General features: G+C 58.7%; 19 protein-coding genes. 6 read left to right on the top strand and 13 right to left on the bottom strand.

Translation table 11 applies throughout. The features are described 5' to 3' along the window. Window positions 1-26 precede the first annotated feature (26 nt). The 3 genes from CFB10_RS19260 to CFB10_RS19250 all read right to left on the bottom strand — a co-directional run bounded on the left by CFB10_RS19260 (window position 27) and on the right by CFB10_RS19250 (window position 4,541). A complete protein-coding gene (locus CFB10_RS19260; RefSeq protein WP_034501056.1) occupies window positions 27-1,475 on the bottom strand; it encodes a PLP-dependent aminotransferase family protein in 1,449 nt (482 codons plus the stop codon). A gap of 170 nt (window positions 1,476-1,645) precedes the next feature. Continuing rightward, entirely contained in the window at window positions 1,646-3,049 is a 1,404-nt protein-coding gene (locus CFB10_RS19255; RefSeq protein ID WP_020009913.1) for an aspartate aminotransferase family protein, read from the bottom strand. A gap of 13 nt (window positions 3,050-3,062) precedes the next feature. Next, window positions 3,063-4,541, bottom strand: a complete 1,479-nt coding sequence (locus tag CFB10_RS19250) for an NAD-dependent succinate-semialdehyde dehydrogenase (RefSeq protein ID WP_020009914.1) — start codon at window positions 4,539-4,541, stop codon at window positions 3,063-3,065. 121 nt (window positions 4,542-4,662) lie between these two features. On the opposite strand from CFB10_RS19250, the gene CFB10_RS19245 reads away from it, so the two are divergent. After that, on the top strand, window positions 4,663-5,130 hold the full coding sequence (locus CFB10_RS19245) for an Lrp/AsnC family transcriptional regulator (protein ID WP_020009915.1): 468 nt from the start codon (window positions 4,663-4,665) through the stop codon (window positions 5,128-5,130). 17 nt (window positions 5,131-5,147) lie between these two features. Here CFB10_RS19245 and CFB10_RS19240 read toward each other — a convergent pair whose 3' ends face one another. The 4 genes from CFB10_RS19240 to CFB10_RS23835 all read right to left on the bottom strand — a co-directional run bounded on the left by CFB10_RS19240 (window position 5,148) and on the right by CFB10_RS23835 (window position 7,113). Next, on the bottom strand, window positions 5,148-5,561 hold the full coding sequence (locus CFB10_RS19240) for a curlin (RefSeq protein WP_026363551.1): 414 nt from the start codon (window positions 5,559-5,561) through the stop codon (window positions 5,148-5,150). 168 nt (window positions 5,562-5,729) lie between these two features. Continuing rightward, a complete protein-coding gene (csgH, locus tag CFB10_RS19235; protein WP_026363552.1) occupies window positions 5,730-6,128 on the bottom strand; it encodes a curli-like amyloid fiber formation chaperone CsgH in 399 nt (132 codons plus the stop codon). Window positions 6,129-6,187: 59 nt separating this feature from the next. Next, complete coding sequence (locus CFB10_RS19230; RefSeq protein WP_020009918.1) at window positions 6,188-6,625, bottom strand: curlin; 438 nt, start codon at window positions 6,623-6,625, stop codon at window positions 6,188-6,190. A gap of 47 nt (window positions 6,626-6,672) precedes the next feature. Then, the gene (locus tag CFB10_RS23835) at window positions 6,673-7,113 is read right to left on the bottom strand and encodes a hypothetical protein (RefSeq protein ID WP_020009919.1); all 441 of its coding nucleotides are present in this window, start codon (window positions 7,111-7,113) and stop codon (window positions 6,673-6,675) included. On the opposite strand from CFB10_RS23835, the gene CFB10_RS19225 reads away from it, so the two are divergent. Both CFB10_RS19225 and CFB10_RS19220 read left to right on the top strand, forming a co-directional pair. Continuing rightward, window positions 7,045-8,979 carry an ABC transporter ATP-binding protein/permease gene (locus tag CFB10_RS19225; RefSeq protein ID WP_026363554.1) on the top strand — a complete coding sequence of 645 codons (1,935 nt, stop codon included), beginning with the start codon at window positions 7,045-7,047 and terminating at the stop codon, window positions 8,977-8,979. The two genes, CFB10_RS23835 and CFB10_RS19225, sit on opposite strands and share 69 nt — an antisense overlap. Window positions 8,980-9,138: 159 nt before the next feature. Beyond that, on the top strand, window positions 9,139-9,951 hold the full coding sequence (locus tag CFB10_RS19220; protein WP_026363555.1) for a nickel-binding protein: 813 nt from the start codon (window positions 9,139-9,141) through the stop codon (window positions 9,949-9,951). Between the two features lie 82 nt (window positions 9,952-10,033). Here the strand turns inward: CFB10_RS19220 and CFB10_RS19215 are convergent, their stop codons facing one another. From CFB10_RS19215 to CFB10_RS19195, 5 genes are all read right to left on the bottom strand, one after another. After that, window positions 10,034-10,522: a hypothetical protein gene (locus CFB10_RS19215; RefSeq protein WP_020009922.1), complete on the bottom strand. Its 489-nt coding sequence runs from the start codon at window positions 10,520-10,522 to the stop codon at window positions 10,034-10,036. Between the two features lie 135 nt (window positions 10,523-10,657). Continuing rightward, window positions 10,658-12,661 (bottom strand): hypothetical protein, encoded by a 2,004-nt coding sequence (locus tag CFB10_RS19210; protein ID WP_020009923.1) that lies wholly within the window; start codon window positions 12,659-12,661, stop codon window positions 10,658-10,660. Between the two features lie 148 nt (window positions 12,662-12,809). Beyond that, on the bottom strand, window positions 12,810-13,703 hold the full coding sequence (locus CFB10_RS19205; RefSeq protein ID WP_026363556.1) for a DMT family transporter: 894 nt from the start codon (window positions 13,701-13,703) through the stop codon (window positions 12,810-12,812). 248 nt (window positions 13,704-13,951) lie between these two features. Further along, entirely contained in the window at window positions 13,952-14,356 is a 405-nt protein-coding gene (locus CFB10_RS19200; RefSeq protein WP_020009925.1) for a hypothetical protein, read from the bottom strand. 46 nt (window positions 14,357-14,402) lie between these two features. Then, entirely contained in the window at window positions 14,403-14,621 is a 219-nt protein-coding gene (locus CFB10_RS19195) for a hypothetical protein (protein WP_003505772.1), read from the bottom strand. Window positions 14,622-14,906: 285 nt separating this feature from the next. Between CFB10_RS19195 and CFB10_RS19190 the strand changes: the two genes are divergently transcribed. Then, window positions 14,907-15,248: a helix-turn-helix transcriptional regulator gene (locus CFB10_RS19190; protein ID WP_020009926.1), complete on the top strand. Its 342-nt coding sequence runs from the start codon at window positions 14,907-14,909 to the stop codon at window positions 15,246-15,248. Further along, entirely contained in the window at window positions 15,245-16,168 is a 924-nt protein-coding gene (locus tag CFB10_RS19185; RefSeq protein WP_020009927.1) for an SRPBCC family protein, read from the top strand. The genes CFB10_RS19190 and CFB10_RS19185 overlap by 4 nt, the downstream gene beginning before the upstream one ends. Before the next feature lie 64 nt (window positions 16,169-16,232). Here CFB10_RS19185 and CFB10_RS23830 read toward each other — a convergent pair whose 3' ends face one another. Beyond that, window positions 16,233-16,607 carry a hypothetical protein gene (locus CFB10_RS23830; protein ID WP_244559879.1) on the bottom strand — a complete coding sequence of 125 codons (375 nt, stop codon included), beginning with the start codon at window positions 16,605-16,607 and terminating at the stop codon, window positions 16,233-16,235. A 285-nt stretch (window positions 16,608-16,892) separates the two neighbouring features. Between CFB10_RS23830 and CFB10_RS19180 the strand changes: the two genes are divergently transcribed. Then, window positions 16,893-17,846 (top strand): hypothetical protein, encoded by a 954-nt coding sequence (locus CFB10_RS19180; RefSeq protein ID WP_020009929.1) that lies wholly within the window; start codon window positions 16,893-16,895, stop codon window positions 17,844-17,846. The last annotated feature ends 81 nt before the right edge of the window (window positions 17,847-17,927 follow it).

The raw sequence follows: 17,927 nt of genomic DNA, 5'->3' as shown, positions 1-17,927 counted from the left end.
GATTCAATGATTTTCAACCGGCCACCTCAGCCGATTGAACCTATATCGTAGACGGGCGGCAATTGCTCGAAGGCCTGGCGCACGGTCGTCAACGCCTTGACAAGGGCGGGATGATTGAGGCGGCCACCGAGGCAAATGCGGATGCCGCCGCCATGGCCCGGGCCGGCAACAAACGGTTCCGAAGGGGTGACTGCGACGTTCTGGTTTGTCAGCGAACGCACCAGTCCATCCTCTGTCCAGCGTGTGGGAACCTTGAGCCAGGCGCAAAAGGAGAGGGGATGGGTCGAGGCTATGTGGTCGCCCAATATCTCCGTCGCAATCTTTTGCCGTGCGCGTGCTTCGGTGCGCTGCACGTCCAGCAGACGCCGCGCGGTGCCGTTTTCCACCCAGCGGGTGGCGATCTCGGCCGTCAGATAGGTTCCGCTCCAGCTCGACACACGCAGGATCGAGGCGGCGCGGATGGAGTAGGCAGGAGGCACGACGAGATAACCGACGCGCAGCCCGGTCAGCACCGTCTTGGTAAAGCTGGTGACGAAAAAGCCCAGATCAGGCAGCATTTCCGCGATGGATGGCAGATCATCCTCTATCATCGGTCGGTAGACCTCGTCTTCGATGACAAAGACCCCATGCCGCTCCGCAACTGCGGCTATGGCCCGTCTGCGCTCTGCGCCTGAGACATGTCCGGTCGGATTATTGAGCGTTGGAATGAGCACGAGAGCCCTGACGCCGCCTGCTTCGCAGGCGGCCTCCAATGCGTCCGGCAGAATGCCCTCCTCGTCGGTGGGCAGGCCCTTGAGGCTGAAGCCCAGAATGTTCGACAGGCCGATAATGCCGTGATCGGTGAGGTTTTCGCAGAGAACCACGTCGTTCGAGCGGACAATGCAGCTCAAGGCAAGGAAAATGCCGTGTGCTGCGCCGTTGGTGACAAGGATGCGTTCGGCCCTCGCAGTCACGCCCATCATTTCAAGCCATGTCCGCGCGGTTTCACGATGGCTGTCGAGACCCGCGACAGGCCGGCATGGGCGCATGAAGCCTGAATTGTCACCGTCGGCCAACTCACGAAGGATGGCGCGCGAGGCGGCCTCGTGTTCCTCCAGATAAACGCCGCGGATGATGGAGAGATCAAGCACCTCGGTTGGGCTGTGATCAAGCATCATGCGGCCGGCACGATCCGTGACGCGTGCCTTGACGAAAGTGCCGCGGCCGATTTCGCCGCTGAGATAACCGAGCCGCTCAGCTTCCTTGTAGGACAGGCTGACGGTCTGTACCGAAAGGCCAAGCTCGCGCGCCAGATCCCGGTGGGTCGGCATGCGATCCATCGGCTTCAGGACGCCGGCGTCGATATCGGCAATGATGCGTTCCGTCAGCGCGGAATGTTTCGTTTCACCCTTCTGCTTGGCCAGCATCGGCCGCCACGCCACCGGCCTGGTTGATGGCGCCGGATCTGGGCTGAGCGGATTGGCTTGACGACGCATGAAATTGTCTCGTTTTTAGAGGGGTAATTTCATGACATTATGCACGCTTCTGCAAAAAGATGAAGCCTTATGCAGAGGAGATGACAATTGCACCGCAAATAGGCGCAACTGTCATCTCTTTGCCGTGCAGATAAGCAGCGGTAGCGCCCGTTGAACGCGACGTCTGAGCGTCAGATTTTCTCGCCGGCCTGAACCAGATCATCCATGACGCTGCGGACGGCTGCTTCGGCTATGGCGATGATCTCGTCCACCTCTTCCCGGGTCGTGACCAGCGGCGGCGCAAAACCCAGAATGTCGCCATGTGGCATGGCCCGTGCGATGAGACCGCCGTTGCGCGCTGCCTTGGAAACGCGAGCGCCAACCGTGAGATGGGGGGCAAAACGGGTCTTTTTCTCCCGATCAGCGACGAATTCGATTGCGCCCATCAGGCCGACGCCACGCACCTCTCCGACGATTGGAAGCTGCGCGAATTTCGCCTTCAGCTGTTCCTGAAAATAGCTGCCGACGGCCCGCGCATTGCCCGGCAGGTTTTCTTTTTCCACGATGTCGAGCACGGCATTCGCCGCAGCCGCACCGATCGGGTGGCCGGAATAGGTGTAGCCGTGCGAAAATGCGCCGACGCGATCCGCCCCTTCCTCCATCACCTTGTAGACCTTCTCGCCGACAATCGCGCCTGAAAGGGGGAAGTAGGCCGAGGTCAACCCTTTGGCGACCGTGATCAGGTCTGGCTCGATCCCATAATGTTGTGAACCGAACATGGAGCCGGTCCGGCCGAAGCCGGTGATGACCTCATCGGCAATCAGCAGGACATCGTATTTTTTGAGGACGGCCTGTATCGCCGGCCAGTAACCTTCCGGTGGCGGCGTGATGCCGCCGGTGCCAAGGACCGGTTCGGCAATGAAGGCGCCGATCGTGTCCGGGTCTTCGCGTAGAATGAGCTCTTCCAGCTCTTCGGCGCGCCGCCTGGAAAATTCGAGTTCCGTTTCGCCGGCTTCCGCGCCCCAATAGTGATGCGGAACGCCGGTATGGAGGATGCCTGCGCGCGGAAGGTCCATGTGGTCATGATAAAAACTCATGCCGGTCATGGAGCCCGAGACCACGCTGCAGCCGTGATATCCCCGTTCGCGGGAGATGATTTTCTTCTTCTGCGGCTTGCCGCGCAGGTTGTTGTAATACCAGACGAGTTTGGCCTGGGTCTCGTTGGCATCGGAACCGGACATGCCATAAAACACCTTGCTCATCTTGCCGGGCGCCATCTTCACCAACCGGTCGGAAAGAATGGCCAGTTCGTCCGTCGTATGGGCGGCGTAGGAATGGTAATAGGCAAGCCGGTAGGCCTGACGGGAAATGGCTTCCGCCACCTCGGTGCGGCCATAACCGACATTGACGCAATAAAGCCCCGCAAAGCCATCGATAAGCTGCCTGCCATGGGCGTCCTGAATGCGGATGCCCTTGCCGGTTTCAACGATGGTCGGTTCGCCGAGTTTGCCGCTGGCGAAATCCTTCAACTGCGTAAAGGGATGCAGAACCGCATTTCGATCCATTTCCGAGATAGTCTTGATGTCGATGGTCATAGGCGAGTTCCTTTCATGCAGCCAGATTGCCGAAGCAGACATATTTGGGTTCGAGATATTCCATGAGGCCGTGGCGCGAGCCCTCTCGGCCGAGGCCTGATTGTTTCCAGCCCCCGAATGGAATGGGCGCACCGGTGAATTTCGGTGTGTTGACCGCCACCATGCCGTATTCGAGCTGGTCGGTCAGGCGCATCGCCCGGCCGAGATCGTTGGTGTAGACGTAGGCCGCAAGCCCCATCTCCGTCGCATTAGCGCGGCGGATCACCTCCTGCTCCTCATCGAAGGGCAATATGGCGGCGACCGGACCGAAAGTTTCTTCGCGGGCGATCAGCATGTCGTCAGTCACGTCGGCGAGCACGGTGGGCGTGACGAAATTGCCGCCGAGCGGACTGTCCTGTCCGCCGCAGACGAGGCGCGCGCCGGCAGACTGAGCCTGCGCGATCTGCTGTCGGCACTTTTCGGCGACGGACGGCCGCGTCATCGGGCCGATGTCGATACCCGGTTCAAGGCCATGGCCAACCGTCAGTTTGTCGGTTGCGCTGGCAAAGCGATCAATGAAACGGTCATAAACCCCGCGTTGAACATAGATGCGGTTTGCCGCGAGGCAGTCCTGTCCCGATGTGGCGAATTTGGCGGCAAGGCAGCCCTGCACGGCTTGAGCGAGATCCGCATCGCCGAAGACGATGAAGGGCGCATGACCGCCGAGTTCCAGCGAGGCTTTCTTGATGGTCGCCGCCGATTGCGTGAGGAGCAGGCGTCCAACCTCGGTGGAGCCGGTGAAGGAAAAAGCCCGCACCTGCGTGTGTTCCAGCAGCCGACGAGCAAGCGGCGCGGCTTCACCGGGCAAAACCTGCAACACGCCTGCCGGCATGCCCGCTTCCTGCGCCAGCCTTGCCAGGGCCAGCGCCGAAAGCGGTGTTTCGGGTGCCGGTTTGACGATCATCGTGCAGCCGGCAGCAAGCGCCGCGCCCGCTTTGCGGGTGATCATGGCTGAGGGGAAATTCCACGGTGTGATGGCCACCGTGACGCCGATCGGCTGCATCCGCACGGAAAGATTGCCGCCTTTAAGGTGGCTCGGAATTGTTTCGCCATAGGATCTCTCGCCTTCGCTCGCAAACCAGTCGAGAAAACCGGTGGCGTAGGAAATTTCGCCGAGCGATTCCGAAAGCGGCTTTCCCTGTTCGGCGCTGATGATGGTGGCGAGGTCACGGAGATTGTCGCGCATCAGGCGGCCCCATGCGCGCAGAATATCGCCGCGTTCGACGGGCAGCATGTCCCGCCACGCCAGAAAGGCGCTGCCGGCTGCTTCCACTGCGGTATCGACATCTTCAATTGTGCATGAGGACACATCAAGCAGATGATCGCCACTTGCCGGATCGACAACGCCCAGCGTCTCCTGGCGTGCCACCCATTGTCCGCCCAGAAAGGCACGATGCTCGATCAGCTCCGGTCGTTGAAGATTTTTCAGCGCTGCGCTGGCGATAGCTTTCATGAGCAGATTCCCTTTTTATTTGTCAGAAGCTTAACTGCGCTGCATGATTGACCGGCAGCGTTTAAGCGCGCTTTGACGCAGGAATAATGCTTAGTTTTATATAAAAACGCAGGGATCCCGCATGAATCAGATTGACCGAGCCGACCGAGCGCTGCTTGACGCCGTGCAGAAAAACAATCGCTTGACATCGGAAGAGCTGGCCAAAATCGTCAACCTGTCACCAACCGCGTGCCAGCGTCGGTTAAAGCGCCTGCGTGATGAGGGGGTGATCGAAGCCGATGTGGCAATTATTTCGCCCAAGGCCGTCGGGCGTGGCATCACCATGATCGTTCTCGTCTCGCTGGAGCGAGAAAGGGCCGATATTGTCGATCGCTTCAAGGCCGCCATTCGCGCCACCCGGGAGGTCATGATCGGTTATTATGTGACTGGTGACGCCGACTTCATCCTGGTGATCACGGCCAAGGATATGGAAGATTATGAAGCCTTCACCCGCCGGTTCTTTTATGAGAACCATGACATCAAGGGGTTCAAGACGATGGTCGTCATGGACCGCGTGAAGGCGGGATTCGCCTTTCCGATCGACCCATGATCGGACGTCCGCTTTCCTTACCAGCCATAACTGAAGGTCAGCCCGCTGCCGTTATTCCCATCCTGCACTACATTGGTTTCCGTGTTGCGGCCATACTGGAAGATGCCATAGGCATTGTTGTTGCCATTCTGCTGCAGCGTCGCGGAATGGCCAACGCCGCGTTGCCGGATAAAGCCGAGATTGCCGCCGCCGTTCTGGGCGATGCCGGCGGCGTTGCCACGGCCGAGCTGGCGGATATCGGCATCTTTCAGGCCACGGTAGAGCGAATAGGCGCGAAGACCTGTCGAAAGCAGGTCACCATCGGCGGCATTGCCGGGTGCGAGGTCGAAGGAGATGCGGCCGCCGGCATGGGCGGGTGCGGCAAATCCAATGGGTGTCAGGCCACCAACAAGCAGGGTAACGGTAAGAAGTTTCAATATGTTGCGGGTCATTCTGATCTCCATCTGTCAGCGCCTTGCCGATGATCGATAATCGCATCCTGCAACTGAACCCGACCGGAATTGCCCATTCACATGTCGTTCAGTCGTTCGGCGCGATCAAAAGAAAAGGGCGCCCGAACTGGCGCCCTCTATGTGAATAATTCACAAACATGCCGCGGCTTAGTCGCCGTCAACCTGCTTCGTGCAGCTGAAACTCCTGCCATCGATCATCATATCGAGCACGGCCTTGTAACGGGCTCCCTTGGCATCCAGCGTCACCGCGCTCAGCAGTTGCGAACGTCCGGCGGCGGCATCAAAGTCGCCGCCCTGATTGATGACCGAACGTCCGCCGCTTCCCGACTTTTCGACGTGAAAGGCATAGGTCCCGCCGGCAGGTGTGTCGCCCCTGGCAAAGGCCTCCAGCCTCACCATGCCCGCCTGCGGCGTCGCCTTGATCTCGCAGACCTTTCCCTCTGCCGGTTCCCTTGCCGTCGATATGGCCGCAACGGCGCCGGCGGGAAGCAGGGCCATTGCAAGGATCGCCGCCAGGCGGTGCGGATGTCTGACGCTATGGGGCATGGCTAGTCTCCCTGATGACCTGAGTTTCGATCCCGACCGGTTTCACGTCGCACCGCCGCTTAAGGGCAGGCCTGCACGAAGGCCGCGACATTGTCGTTGCCGCCCTGGCTCACATTGGCGCTGCAGCCGCGGCCCACCTGCACACCGGCCGCGATATTGCCGTTGCCATCCTGCGTCAGGATGGTGGTGTGGTTGGAACCGAACTGGCCGATGCCGGCCACATTGCGGCTGCCGTTCTGATAAGTGGAGCCGTAATTGTCATGCCCTTCCTGGCCGACAGCAGAAAGGTTATGCCGGCCATACTGGTGACCGACAATCCGGTTGTAGCTGCCGTTCTGGTAGGTGCGGATCCGGTTGCCATACCCTTCCTGTGCACCACCGGCAGAGTTGGACCAGCCATATTGTTCGATGCGCACATCATTGGCCATGGCGGGCGCCGCGGCAGCGATGCCGACGAGAGTGACGAGTGCACTTGCAATGAAAGACTTCCGGATCATGACTGTGTCTCCTCAGGCGGATAAGACCGCGGTTGAACGTCTTTGTTTTAGACGGTCCCGCCGGAACGGAAGCTGAAGGCACTATTCAGTCGGGGTTCATTGGCAGGGCACCGCTCATCGCCTTCGGCGCCACGGAAATCCGTCTCGCCGTTCTTCCAGTATCCTGACACGGTGACACGGCTGCGATCGATCAGGCGTCCCGGTGCTGCGGTCAACATCACGACGCAGTCACCGGGCACGATCCCGATGAAAGCCCGCCAGGTCTCACGGAGCGGGTCATTGCCGTCGTTCTGTTGGGACGGGGATTTGGTTATCTGCTGAAGTGGGGGAAAAGCAGAGGTCGCGAGCGCGGCCGCCTGGGCCAAAGGCAAATCATTCTGGACCGGCAACCTTTCAAACCGCCATCCGTTTAAGCATCCATGACCGATGCTGACGCAAAACCGAAACCAGTCGATGGCACCGGCCAGAATGGTGCAGAGAATGTTCATGCTAACGATGATCCCCTACCGCCGGAGGAAATGGAACCTGCTTCGGGTTTGACACCGGAAGAGGCCGCAGAGGCCCGCAAGAAATATCTTCTGAAACGCTTCTGGATCAGCGCGCGAGGGTTCTGGAGCCGCCGTGGCGATGCGTTGGCATGGCCGTTCTCGATCGGGCTCCTGGCGATGATCGGCATAAATGTCGGTTTCCAATATGGCATCAACGTCTGGAATCGCGGGATTTTCGACGCGATTGAAAAACGGGATGCATCCACGGTTTATTTTCTCGCTTCGATATTTCCGCCGCTGGTTCTCGGAAGCGTTATGATCGTGACCTCACAGGTCTACGTCAGAATGCGCATCCAGCGGCGCTGGCGCTCCTGGTTGACCAAGGTGCTGGTCTCCCGATGGATTGCACATGGCCGCTATTACCAGCTCAACCTGATCGATGGTGACCATCAGAATCCGGAAGCGAGGCTGTCGGAGGATATGCGGATCGCCACCGAAGCACCCGTGGATTTCGTGGCGGGCGTCATTGCCGCCTTCGTGTCGGCGTCTACCTTTATCGTCGTCCTGTGGACGATCGGCGGCGCCCTGACGCTGCCGATCGGCGGAGCATCGATCACGATACCCGGCTTTCTCGTGATTGCGGCGGTGATCTATGCGCTCATTACATCGAGTTCCATCGCGTTGATCGGCCGGAACTTCGTCAGGGTCTCCGAGGTCAAGAACCAGCTGGAGGCGGAATTCCGCTACACGCTGACCCGCGTCCGGGAAAACGGGGAAAGCATCGCCCTGCTTGGTGGCGAAGAGGAGGAGCGAAGCGACCTCGACAACAGATTCCGCAATGTCCGGCAGCAGTGGAAGCAGATGGCGCAGCAATATATGCGCACCACTGTCGTGTCGCATGGATCGATGTTGATTGCGCCGGTTGTTCCGCTTCTTCTCTGCGCGCCCAAATTTCTCGACGGCAGCATGTCCCTCGGTCAGGTCATGCAGGCGGCATCCGCTTTCACCATCGTTCAATCCGCCTTCGGCTGGCTGGTCGACAACTATCCCCGGCTGGCGGATTGGAATGCCTGCGCACGCCGCGTTGCCTCCCTGATGATGTCGCTTGACGGGCTAGAGCGGGCCGAACAGAGCGAAAAGCTTGGCCGGATCGTCCGTGGTGAAACGGAAGGCGAGACCATGCTCAGCCTCAAGGATGTTTCGGTGTCGCTCGGCGACGGTACGGCCGTCGTCAAGGAGACCGATGTCGAAATCGGGCGCGGAGAAAGAGTGCTCGTCGCAGGCGAATCCGGATCCGGCAAAAGCACGCTTGTTCGGGCAATTGCGGGCCTGTGGCCATGGGGCGGGGGCAGCGTCAGTTTTCGCGCCGGCAGCCGGCTTTTCATGTTGCCGCAGCGGCCATATATTCCCTCCGGCACCCTTCGCCGGGCGGTCTGCTATCCGCAGGCGGCCGAGAGCTGGACTTTCGAAGAAATAGGGGAGGCTCTCGACAAGGTCGGTCTTGGCCATCTCAGGGACAAGGTGGAAGAGGAAGCGCCGTGGGACCAGACGCTGTCAGGCGGTGAAAAACAGCGGCTGACCTTTGCCCGGCTGTTGCTGAATAATCCTGACATCATCGTCATGGACGAAGCGACCGCAGCTCTCGACGAAAAAAGCCAGGACAGGATGATGCAGACGGTGATTGACGAATTGCCAGACGCCACGATCATCAGCGTGGCGCATCGTGCCGAGCTCGAGGCCTTCCATAGCCGAAAGATAACGCTGGAACGTCGGGAAGGCGGCGCAAAGCTGGTCAGCGACATCCTCCTCATTCCCCGCAAGGCCCGATCCGGCTCCCTGCTTCGGCGTATGGTCAAGCGCCGGTAAGAGGCCGTCAGTGGCCCCGAAATTCTAACGAGAATGAATATCGCCCTTTCCGGTGTTCCCGTCTTGTCCGGTGTCACCCGTAAGAACGATAGACGTCCATGCGGTGACGTCATAAAATGGCTGGCAGAGGAGGCAACGAAATACTCTTGGGAGGAAACAATGCCTATCTTCATGGACCGGCACGAGCTTGCCGGCGTTTCCGCCGCGGATATTGCTGCGGCACACCTTAAAGATCTCAACATCCAGGATCAGTATGGCGTCAGGTTCTTGACCTACTGGTTTGATGAAAGACGCGGCACGGCCTTTTGCCTTATGGATGCCCCGGACGCCGCAACCGCGCAGTGCGTGCATCGCGAAGCGCACGGGTTTGTCGCCAGTGAAGTGGTGGAAGTCGCGCTGTCGGCGGTGGAAGCATTTCTCGGGCGCATACAGGATCCGGTGGCTGTTGGGGCTGTCTCGAAAGATATGGACGCCGGCCACCGCGCGATCCTTTTCACTGATATTGTCGGTTCAACCGAGATGACGGCCCGTCTCGGTGATCGCATGGCGGCGGAACTCATCCGTGCGCATGATGCCCTCGTTCGTGGTTGTCTGGGGCGACGATCGGGACGGGAGGTCAAGCATACCGGTGATGGCATAATGGCCGTATTCTCCTCCGCGCCGTTTGCCGTGGACTGCGCCATTGATATCCAGCGCGAGTTCCATCGTTACAACAGCGACAAAGGGGAGCCCATTCACATCCGCATCGGGCTGGATTGTGGGGAGCCGGTGGAAGACAGCAATGACTTCTTCGGCGCGACCGTGCAATTGGCCGCAAGACTTTGCGCTGCTGCTGAGAGCGATCAGATCCTGATATCGGACAAGACCTTCCAGGAATATGGCGGCGCTGATGTGCTCGTGCATGGCGATCGTTACAGGCTGAAGGGCTTTGCCGAGCCGGTCCTCGCTTATAGTTGCGAGTGGCTGCATTAGCTACGGCACGCAGCCCTTGCGCAAAATCCTGGGCTGAAAGCGCATGCCTGCGGGGTATAAGGGTAGATCGGCGGGCTGGCCTTCAGCGCCATATTTCCATCAGGCCGCCTGAGGCTCCATGCACTGGGTCTGTCTCAGGTTTCGGCAGGGATTTTATCCGCTCAAGCATTTCCGCGTTTGGTGAAGATGTCTGAATATCGGCCTTTTGACCGGGCGGATAAGCACCTACCACTTGAAAATCCGCAGAAGATCTCAGCTTCATATGGCCGGTTCCGGCGGGCAGTATCATGCAGTCATCCTGGGTGACATCAATGATTTGCCCCTCCGGCCCGCCGATCTGCAATGTCGCCTCACCACGCCCCACGCCCAGAACCTCATGTGCGCCGCTGTGGTAATGATGGTAGTCGAACACGCCATTGCGCCAGATGCCGCTCCATCCGTTGCGGGAAAATATCGCTTCGAAATCCGCGGAATGAAAGTCTGTGCCGACATTTCGATAAATGACGACGGCAAAGGTCTGATTGTTGGGAACCTGCCCGCCGGGGCCGAAAGTGAGTTGCTCGGTTTTCATGTTGATGCTCCTCACCGCCCTGCACGCAAGAGGGCGGGCTTCTCGGACGTTCAGGTCATAATCTCATGAGAATACCAGTTCCGGCAGTCTCAAGCTCGGAAAACCAAGCTTGAGACTGCCGGAGGAGTGGCCGGTTTATTCGGCCGTCGCCTGAATGTCTACCTTGTCGAGAAGCCCCATCGGATTGTCGGAGGCGGCAACCAGGTCAAAAATACCGAGGCCATTTGCGCCCGTGGATTTGACCGTTACCGTCAGGGTCCCGGGTTTGCTGATGAACTGGACGAGCGCTTCCACCGCGTTTTGCAGCTTCGGCTGTTCAGCTGCCACCTGCGGCAGCATCATGCCAGCCACCAGTGTCAAAGTGGCGCGCACCTGATCTTCTGTCATATCGTTCTGCAGGGCATAAAGCTTGATCGCCTTGGCCATCAAACCTTCGTCCTTGATCGTGAGTTTCACCTCGCGGCCGGCGAGCCCGAAGAGCGCCGCCTGCGCGCGATTGACGTCAAAAGAGAAGAACTCTTCGGTAAAGCCGCTTACCAGACCGGCAAAATTGACGCTGCCGAAATCCTTGCTGCTGAGCGAGATGTCGCGGATCACCAGGTTGCTGTTCGGTTCGTCCCAGCCGGCCGCAAGGCCATAAGAGAAGGCGAGCGTTTCAAGACCCAGTTTGCGGGCCTCGACGAAAACTTCCTCTTCCGAGTCGGCGGGGATCGGAAGCGTGAGCTCGTCCTGCCTGATCTCGATATCGGTGGGGATGCCGTTGAAGGGCTTGGTCAGCCCCATCTCGAAATTCTTGAGTGAGAACTTGATGCGTTCAGGCGTTCCCGTCGTTTCTTCCTCCGGCTTTTCCGGCGCGGCCATGTCGACGTTGATGCCGCCGACGCGCACCCGGCCAAGTTCCGGTATCAGGCGGTTAAATTGAAAGGTCTCGATCTGCGTCTCGTCGAGCGCGATGATCTCGGAAATTCCCTTGATCGTTGAACTCCAGTCAAAGCCCTTGAGGCTTGCTTCCGCGACTTCGATCTTGCCGTCGCCATCTCCGATAGACATGCCATTCAAGCCGAAGTCGAGCTTGCGGCTGTCCATCTGCATGTCGATGCGGTCGATGGCGGCCTTGACCCTTTTGCCAGCCGCCCCTTCCTTTTCATCCGGCGCGTCGACCTTGAAGCCGATGAGCTGCATGTTGCTTTTGCCGATCATGTCGAGAATGGACACGACCTTTGCGAAAAGCGCCTGGCGCGCTTCCGGTGAAAGCTCGTCAGGATTTTGGGTGGTCGTCAGCGCTTTCAGGGTCTCCAGCAGCGGTTCAGACGGCATGCGGGCGGTAAAGCCGTCGCTGCGGATTTCATCATAGCTGAAATGAGCGTCTCCGTCAGAAAAGGAGACAGCCTTGACGGAGAGCGGCCCGTAAAGCGGTTTTTCTTCCTTGTCTTCAGGACCGGCCTTTTCCGTATAGAGCCGGGCGAGATAAGCGACATCGATGTTCTCGCCGGCGATTGCGCCGGTCGAGACGACCATATGCTTGTCCTTCATCGCCCCGTCGCTGTCGGGAAGCTGCATCTTGATATCGTAGCCGCCATTGTCGATCGAATAGCGGGCGATGCGACCGCCGGCGATCTCGGAGAGAGCGACGTTCTTGTAAACGGTCTTCTGCTCGGTGGTCGCGACGGACTGGGTAAACGTCACCTCGGGGGTGGAGATACGCGCGGCTGCGAAGCGCTCGATGCGCCGGGGCAGGGAGTTGCCGTTTTCCTTCGCCTGTCCCGGCTTTTCGAAAGCGGCATTCTCGACGCGGGCCTGCGCCATCGAAATCTTTCCGGTGGGCACATCGATATCGATGGTCTTCATATCAAGCGCGCCGTCCAGAAACGGAAGTTTCGGACGTCCGTCGATAGCCGCGATCTTGATATTCTTGCCGTCTTCAAGCGGCAGCGTCAGATCGCGAACATGAATTTTCCCGAGAAAATCGACCTCGATGGAAGTGGCCGTCGCGCCGCTGCGGGCAACGAGTTCCTTCACCTTTGCTTCGTAGAAGGTCTTGCCGCCGATGACGCCTGCGGCAGCAACGGCAATAATTGCAACCGCCGCCCAAAGCGCCCGGCGCCGACCCTTGCCGGTCTGGGTGTTTTCCTGTTCCACGAAGTTGGTCCTCTCTAACGAACTGATATTAGCCGCCTTTTAAGCACGCAAAAGTTGCTTAGCAAGTGGTCATTGCTGTCTGAATCCCGGCGTGAAAAGTCTCGACGCGGATGAGGTGTTTCCGCACCCGTTCCCCATCGGGTTGAAGCTATCTCCAGAACATGAGCGCCATACCGCTCACGACAAGTGCGGCGCCGGCCCATGCGCCGGGCGCCGGCGCCTCCCGCGTTCTCAGCCACAGCAGCGGCAGGATAATCACCGGCGTGGTTGCCGACAGTGTCGAGACAATGCCGACCTTGCCGCCGGAAAGGGCAAAAAGAAGCAGCGTCATGCCGAAAGCCAGGGCGATGATGCCCGTGAACGCCGTCTGGAGGAACAGGCTTCTGGTCATCGGGCCTCTGGGCCGAACCGCGTCGATAGGCATCATGGTAAGCGCAGTCAGGCAAAGGGCGGCCACCCCGACACGCAGCATCGAAGCGGCAAGAGGATCGATCCCGGTCGCCATCACGGGCCTTGCAATGAGCGAGCCGACCGCCTGGCTGAGCGCTGCCAGAAGCCCGAAGAGCACGCCGAGCCAGAGAGGCCCCTTCACGCTCTCCCATTCATGCAGCTGCGCCTTGCGCTTGCCGAAGAGAATTGCCAGTAGCACGCCGCTGAGCGTCAGGCCTATGCCGACAACGGCACTTGCGGGAAGCTGCTCGCCAAGCACCGCCCATGCCAGCAGCGCGGCGATCGGGGCATTCAGCGCAAACAGGATTCCCGAACGGCGCGGCCCCAGCCGGTTGAGGCAGGTGAAGAGCAGCGTGTCGCCAACAAAAATGCCGATGAAGCCGGAAAGAAGAAGTGACGACAGCGCCTCGGGCTGAATTTCCCGCCAGGAGCCTGACGCGAGCACATAGACCCCGAGCAGAGCGGCGACAAAAAGCTGCCGCGTCCTGTTGAAGGCCAGCGCTCCGAGCCGCCCCGCCGGGCCCGCGGCAAGAAGCCCGGTTATCGCCCAGCACGTCGCGGCGCCCACGGCAGCCAGTTCATAGATCGGCATGTTTTCCCCGTCGATTCGCAGCCTGCTTCCGGCTGCGGACACTATCCCTGCCTGCACCCATCGCAGATTCCGGGGTCGCCCGCCATACCATAAGCATCACCATCAACGGCATGAACCCGCCTATGCCCACGCCGCGCTAGCCGGCGCGGTCGCTCCGCCACAGATCCGCCGCACCCGCTTAGCAGCCCTTCTCGATGTCAGCTTGCGCCGGCATCGAGACTGCGAAGGGGCAGTTCATTCACCGTGCGTCATGCGCCATTGATGATATTGCAGATGCCTTCGCGGATGACGTTCTTGTCCGCGATCTGTCCTGCCTGAATGTTGAAGACAGCATCAATCCGCACAGCGGCGCCCTTCTGCCGGGCCACGACCCGCAGCGTCTGAATTCTGCCGCTGCCGCTGGTCTCCTGGTGCGCATCGATGGAAGACAACGCCTTGTTGATCTGGATGCCGGAGAAACCTTCCGCCGCCACGGCCTGAGCAAGCTTTTGCAGCACGGCAGGCGCTTTCGCCTTCGGCAGTTCCTGCCAGGACTTGTAAGAGACAGCCGTCACCATCGGTACGCCTGAGACAGTGAAGTTCTTCTCGCAGGATGCGGCGAGGACGGGGCTTGAGAAGGCGATCAGGCCAAGAGCTGCTATGACATATTTCATTTCGAATAATCCAATCGTTGGTAAAGGCCGAAAGCTGCCGGCCGCATCAGAATGTCGACCGTTTTCCTCTGTAGGTGGACGGAGGCGGAAGAGCTTCATGGGCCTGCGCCAGCGTTTCAAGCCATGTCGCCAGGCCAGCGGGAACTTCCTCGTTGCCCGCTTCCAGCGCCTCAATCCATGAAAGTTCGCATTGCAGCGCGGACGCAATATTGATCGGCGTCCAGCGGATCACCCGCAGGCATTGATTGAAGCGTTCTGGTGACATGATGATTTGATGTTTTCCCCGTCATTTTCCCGGCGAAGCTCACTCAGGCGGCAGCGAGAGTCAATCTTTTTCTGCAACTTTTGATGGCTTGTTTTCGACCCAACAGTTGCATCCGCCGCCCGTTGCCGAACGCCAGGCGCATGAAGGGGAAAGGCCGGTTACCCAAACGAAACGGCCGGGCGACGCATCGGCATTTCATCCCCGGGACCATCCCTCCCGAAAAAACTTAGTTAATCTGCTAAGTTTTCCCTTGCCCCGTCACGATGAAACATGATAGTTAGCAACATGACTAAGCATCATCAGGAACTTTCACTGATCTTCCAGGCTCTGGCCGATCCGACGCGACGGGCGATTCTGGCGCGCCTTGGCGGCGGGCCGGCGCCGGTCATGGAACTGTCCGCACCCACGGGGCTGCGTCTGCCCACGGTGATGCGGCATCTTTCCGTGCTGGAGGAGGCAGGGCTGATCATCACGTCCAAGGATGGGCGGGTGCGCACCTGCGCCATCGTGCCGGAAGCGCTGGAGCCGGTAAGCACATGGCTCGATGAGCAGCGGGCCGTGTGGGAGAGCCGGCTTGACCGGCTGGAGGCATTTGCAATGCAGGCCATGAAGGAGGATTCAGAATGACAACGAAACCGGGTCAACAAAGCGCGCACGCTGAACCGCATCTGCCACAAGACCGTTTCGCGACGCTCAGCTTCGAACGGGAAATTGCCGTTCCGCTATCGGCTCTCTGGCAGGTCTGGCTCTCACCCGCCGCCCGGGCGGTGTGGGCCTCTCCCTCGCCCTCGGTCACCGTGGAATTCCTGGAGGCGGACAGCAGGCTGGGCGGTCGCGAAGTTTCGCTCTGCAAGGTCGCCGGCCAGCCGGATATTCGCTGTGAATGCGGCTGGCTGGAGCTGCAGCCAACCCGCCGCAGCGTGAATTACGAGGTGGTCTCATCCGGCGGCGTAACCCAGTCGGCAGCGCTGGTAACTGCCGATTTTCAGGCTGCGGAAGAGCGTAGCCGCTTGACCGTAACGGTACAGCTTTCCTCTCTGGCGGAGGATATGCGCGATGGCTATCAACAAGGTTTCAGCGCCGGTCTCAATAATCTGGCCAGCGTGGCCGGGCGAACCATGGTGCTGGAGCGAACGATAAAGGTGCCGCGAAACATCGTCTGGAAAGCCTGGATGAACGAGAAGACGCTGCCGCAATGGTGGGGTCCTGAAGGGTTTTCCTGCCGCACGAAGAGGATTGACCTGCGCACCGGCGGGGAATGGGTCTTTGACATGATTGGCCCTGACGGCACAGTCTTCCCGAACCATCATCGTTATGTCGAGGTCCGGCCCGAAGAGCGAATCGGCTATACGCTGCTATGGGGCGAAAACGGGCCGAAACATGCCGATGCCTGGGCCTCCTTCGAAGATCAGGACGGCGAGACGAAAGTTGTGCTGGGCATGGTGTTCAGCACGGAAGCCGAGTTCCAGCAAGCGAAGGGCTTCGGCGCCGTGGAGCTGGGTCAGCAAACGCTGGGCAAACTGGAACGCTTCGCCAAGGCGCTATAGATGAGCCGGGCCGCCAGCTCCATGTGCGGAGGTCTCGATACTGGCCTCTTGTCCAGACCGACAATTACTCTTCAAAGCCGCTCTGCGCGCGCGAGATCGTCTTGCAGGTTCCACCATCCTTCTCGCCAACCATGCGCTTGTCACGAATGACCGAACCCTTGGCGATATCGATCTCCCATGCCACCGAGCCTTCATTCAGGCTCGCTTTACCACCGGCAAAGGTGCCTTTCTCCATTCTCTGACTTCCAGAAGCCGGGACATAAACTCCAAATGTCCCGGCGGCTTCGTCGAGAGCGAAATTGAACACCTGAGGAGTTCCTTTCGAACTTGCGAATTCACAGCTAAGGTATGTTGGCGTGGCAAAGGCAACAGCGCTGGAAAAGAGCATTGCGGCAGCCGCAAATCCGGTTCCCGTGGTGACCTTCAATTTTTGATCCATTCGTGTTCCCTGGTTCTATTTGAGATATTCGCGGTTCTGGCCGCAGTCGTCGCTCTCATCCGCGCCAAAAGTGGCTGGTGGTATGCAGCAGTTTTGAAGTGGTACTCCCTCATAATAGATAGTGTCGAGTCACAGCTTGGAAACCAGTGCATCGCAAGAGCCTGCCGATTCTAGAATCGTTATGTGAGCTTTGGTTGTTTTTGTTAAGCTCTGCAGCTAATGAGTGATTCCTGTCGTGGCGCCCTAACTTAGGGCAGCTTACTCAGATATATCAGGGGAGAATCCATGATTTTTGAGGTCAATTCCGATCAGATTGAACGGCTGGATGAACATCAGGTTATTGATCTTCTACGTCGTCTCATCAGCGCCGAACTCAATAAGAATTCTATCCCTTTACGATCCGGTACAGCCCCTGCACAGATCACCATACCTGACGGTGGTGACGATTCACGAGTTTCATGGTCAGGCGGCCCAAATGAAACAGATTGGCTGCCCAGCCGCTTTACGATTTTTCAGAGCAAAAAGGGAGCGACCTCTCCCGCAGGGTTAAAGGCAGAGACTCACACTAAATCCACGCAAGGCACCAAAGCTCCAAAATTGAATGAGGCGCTTGAGGAAGCCATTTTGCAGAGCGGCGCCTATGTCATCGTTACGCCCACTCCGGTTGTCGGTACAAACGTTGACCGCCGTATTAATGCTATTCGAGAGGGAATCGGCGACACGGGTAGCGATCCGTCTTTGTTGTCTTCCATCCAAATTTATGACTGTAACAGACTTGCTGCCTGGACAAATACGCATCCGTCAGTGGTGCTTTGGCTCAACGCGTTGCTGCGTGATGTTTATCTTGGCGGTTTTCAAACGTTTGATGATTGGAAGCGATCTCCGGAAATTTCAGAAATCGAGTTTCAGCAAAGTGACGATACGCGATTTGTTGTCAAAGGATCGGAAACCCAGACTTGGCAGAACGAAGATGCCTCAATTTTACAGGAAAAGTCCTTTGAGGGTATTAGGCAGGTCATATCTACCTTTCTTTCTACACGCGGCAATGCAGTACGTGTAATAGGACCATCGGGGTACGGAAAGACGCGCCTTGTCCATCAACTCATCGCGAGCCAGACCGAATTTCTTCAAGACGTCTTGAGCGAGAGCCAAATCATCTATTGCCTCTACGAGGACGTAAAAGATCGACTTCTGAACATTGCGCGTGAAATTGCTGACACCGGTTTGAATAGCCCCTAGATTTGTAGACACCTTCTTTCCTAATTTTGAGGCAAGAAGAGCATCATGAGCAAATCGAATTTCAGCGAAGAGTTTAAGCGT

Source organism: Agrobacterium sp. 719_389 (assembly GCF_900188475.1).
GTDB classification, from domain to species: Bacteria; Pseudomonadota; Alphaproteobacteria; order Rhizobiales; family Rhizobiaceae; genus Agrobacterium; species Agrobacterium radiobacter.
This window is presented reverse-complemented; position numbering and strand designations above follow the sequence as displayed.

Excerpts from the sequence above, each read along its gene's own strand:
- CFB10_RS19180 (WP_020009929.1), top strand. The coding sequence starts at position 16,893 with ATGATTTTTGAGGTCAATTCCGATCAGATTGAACGGCTGGATGAACAT.
- CFB10_RS19205 (WP_026363556.1), bottom strand. The coding sequence starts at position 13,703 with ATGCCGATCTATGAACTGGCTGCCGTGGGCGCCGCGACGTGCTGGGCG.
- CFB10_RS19240 (WP_026363551.1), bottom strand. The coding sequence starts at position 5,561 with ATGACCCGCAACATATTGAAACTTCTTACCGTTACCCTGCTTGTTGGT.
- CFB10_RS19200 (WP_020009925.1), bottom strand. The coding sequence starts at position 14,356 with ATGAAATATGTCATAGCAGCTCTTGGCCTGATCGCCTTCTCAAGCCCC.
- CFB10_RS19230 (WP_020009918.1), bottom strand. The coding sequence starts at position 6,625 with ATGATCCGGAAGTCTTTCATTGCAAGTGCACTCGTCACTCTCGTCGGC.
- csgH (WP_026363552.1), bottom strand. The coding sequence starts at position 6,128 with ATGCCCCATAGCGTCAGACATCCGCACCGCCTGGCGGCGATCCTTGCA.
- CFB10_RS19250 (WP_020009914.1), bottom strand. The coding sequence starts at position 4,541 with ATGAAAGCTATCGCCAGCGCAGCGCTGAAAAATCTTCAACGACCGGAG.
- CFB10_RS19225 (WP_026363554.1), top strand. The coding sequence starts at position 7,045 with ATGACCGATGCTGACGCAAAACCGAAACCAGTCGATGGCACCGGCCAG.
- CFB10_RS23835 (WP_020009919.1), bottom strand. The coding sequence starts at position 7,113 with ATGAACATTCTCTGCACCATTCTGGCCGGTGCCATCGACTGGTTTCGG.
- CFB10_RS23830 (WP_244559879.1), bottom strand. The coding sequence starts at position 16,607 with ATGGATCAAAAATTGAAGGTCACCACGGGAACCGGATTTGCGGCTGCC.
- CFB10_RS19260 (WP_034501056.1), bottom strand. The coding sequence starts at position 1,475 with ATGCGTCGTCAAGCCAATCCGCTCAGCCCAGATCCGGCGCCATCAACC.
- CFB10_RS19220 (WP_026363555.1), top strand. The coding sequence starts at position 9,139 with ATGCCTATCTTCATGGACCGGCACGAGCTTGCCGGCGTTTCCGCCGCG.
- CFB10_RS19255 (WP_020009913.1), bottom strand. The coding sequence starts at position 3,049 with ATGACCATCGACATCAAGACTATCTCGGAAATGGATCGAAATGCGGTT.
- CFB10_RS19195 (WP_003505772.1), bottom strand. The coding sequence starts at position 14,621 with ATGTCACCAGAACGCTTCAATCAATGCCTGCGGGTGATCCGCTGGACG.
- CFB10_RS19215 (WP_020009922.1), bottom strand. The coding sequence starts at position 10,522 with ATGAAAACCGAGCAACTCACTTTCGGCCCCGGCGGGCAGGTTCCCAAC.
- CFB10_RS19190 (WP_020009926.1), top strand. The coding sequence starts at position 14,907 with ATGACTAAGCATCATCAGGAACTTTCACTGATCTTCCAGGCTCTGGCC.
- CFB10_RS19185 (WP_020009927.1), top strand. The coding sequence starts at position 15,245 with ATGACAACGAAACCGGGTCAACAAAGCGCGCACGCTGAACCGCATCTG.
- CFB10_RS19245 (WP_020009915.1), top strand. The coding sequence starts at position 4,663 with ATGAATCAGATTGACCGAGCCGACCGAGCGCTGCTTGACGCCGTGCAG.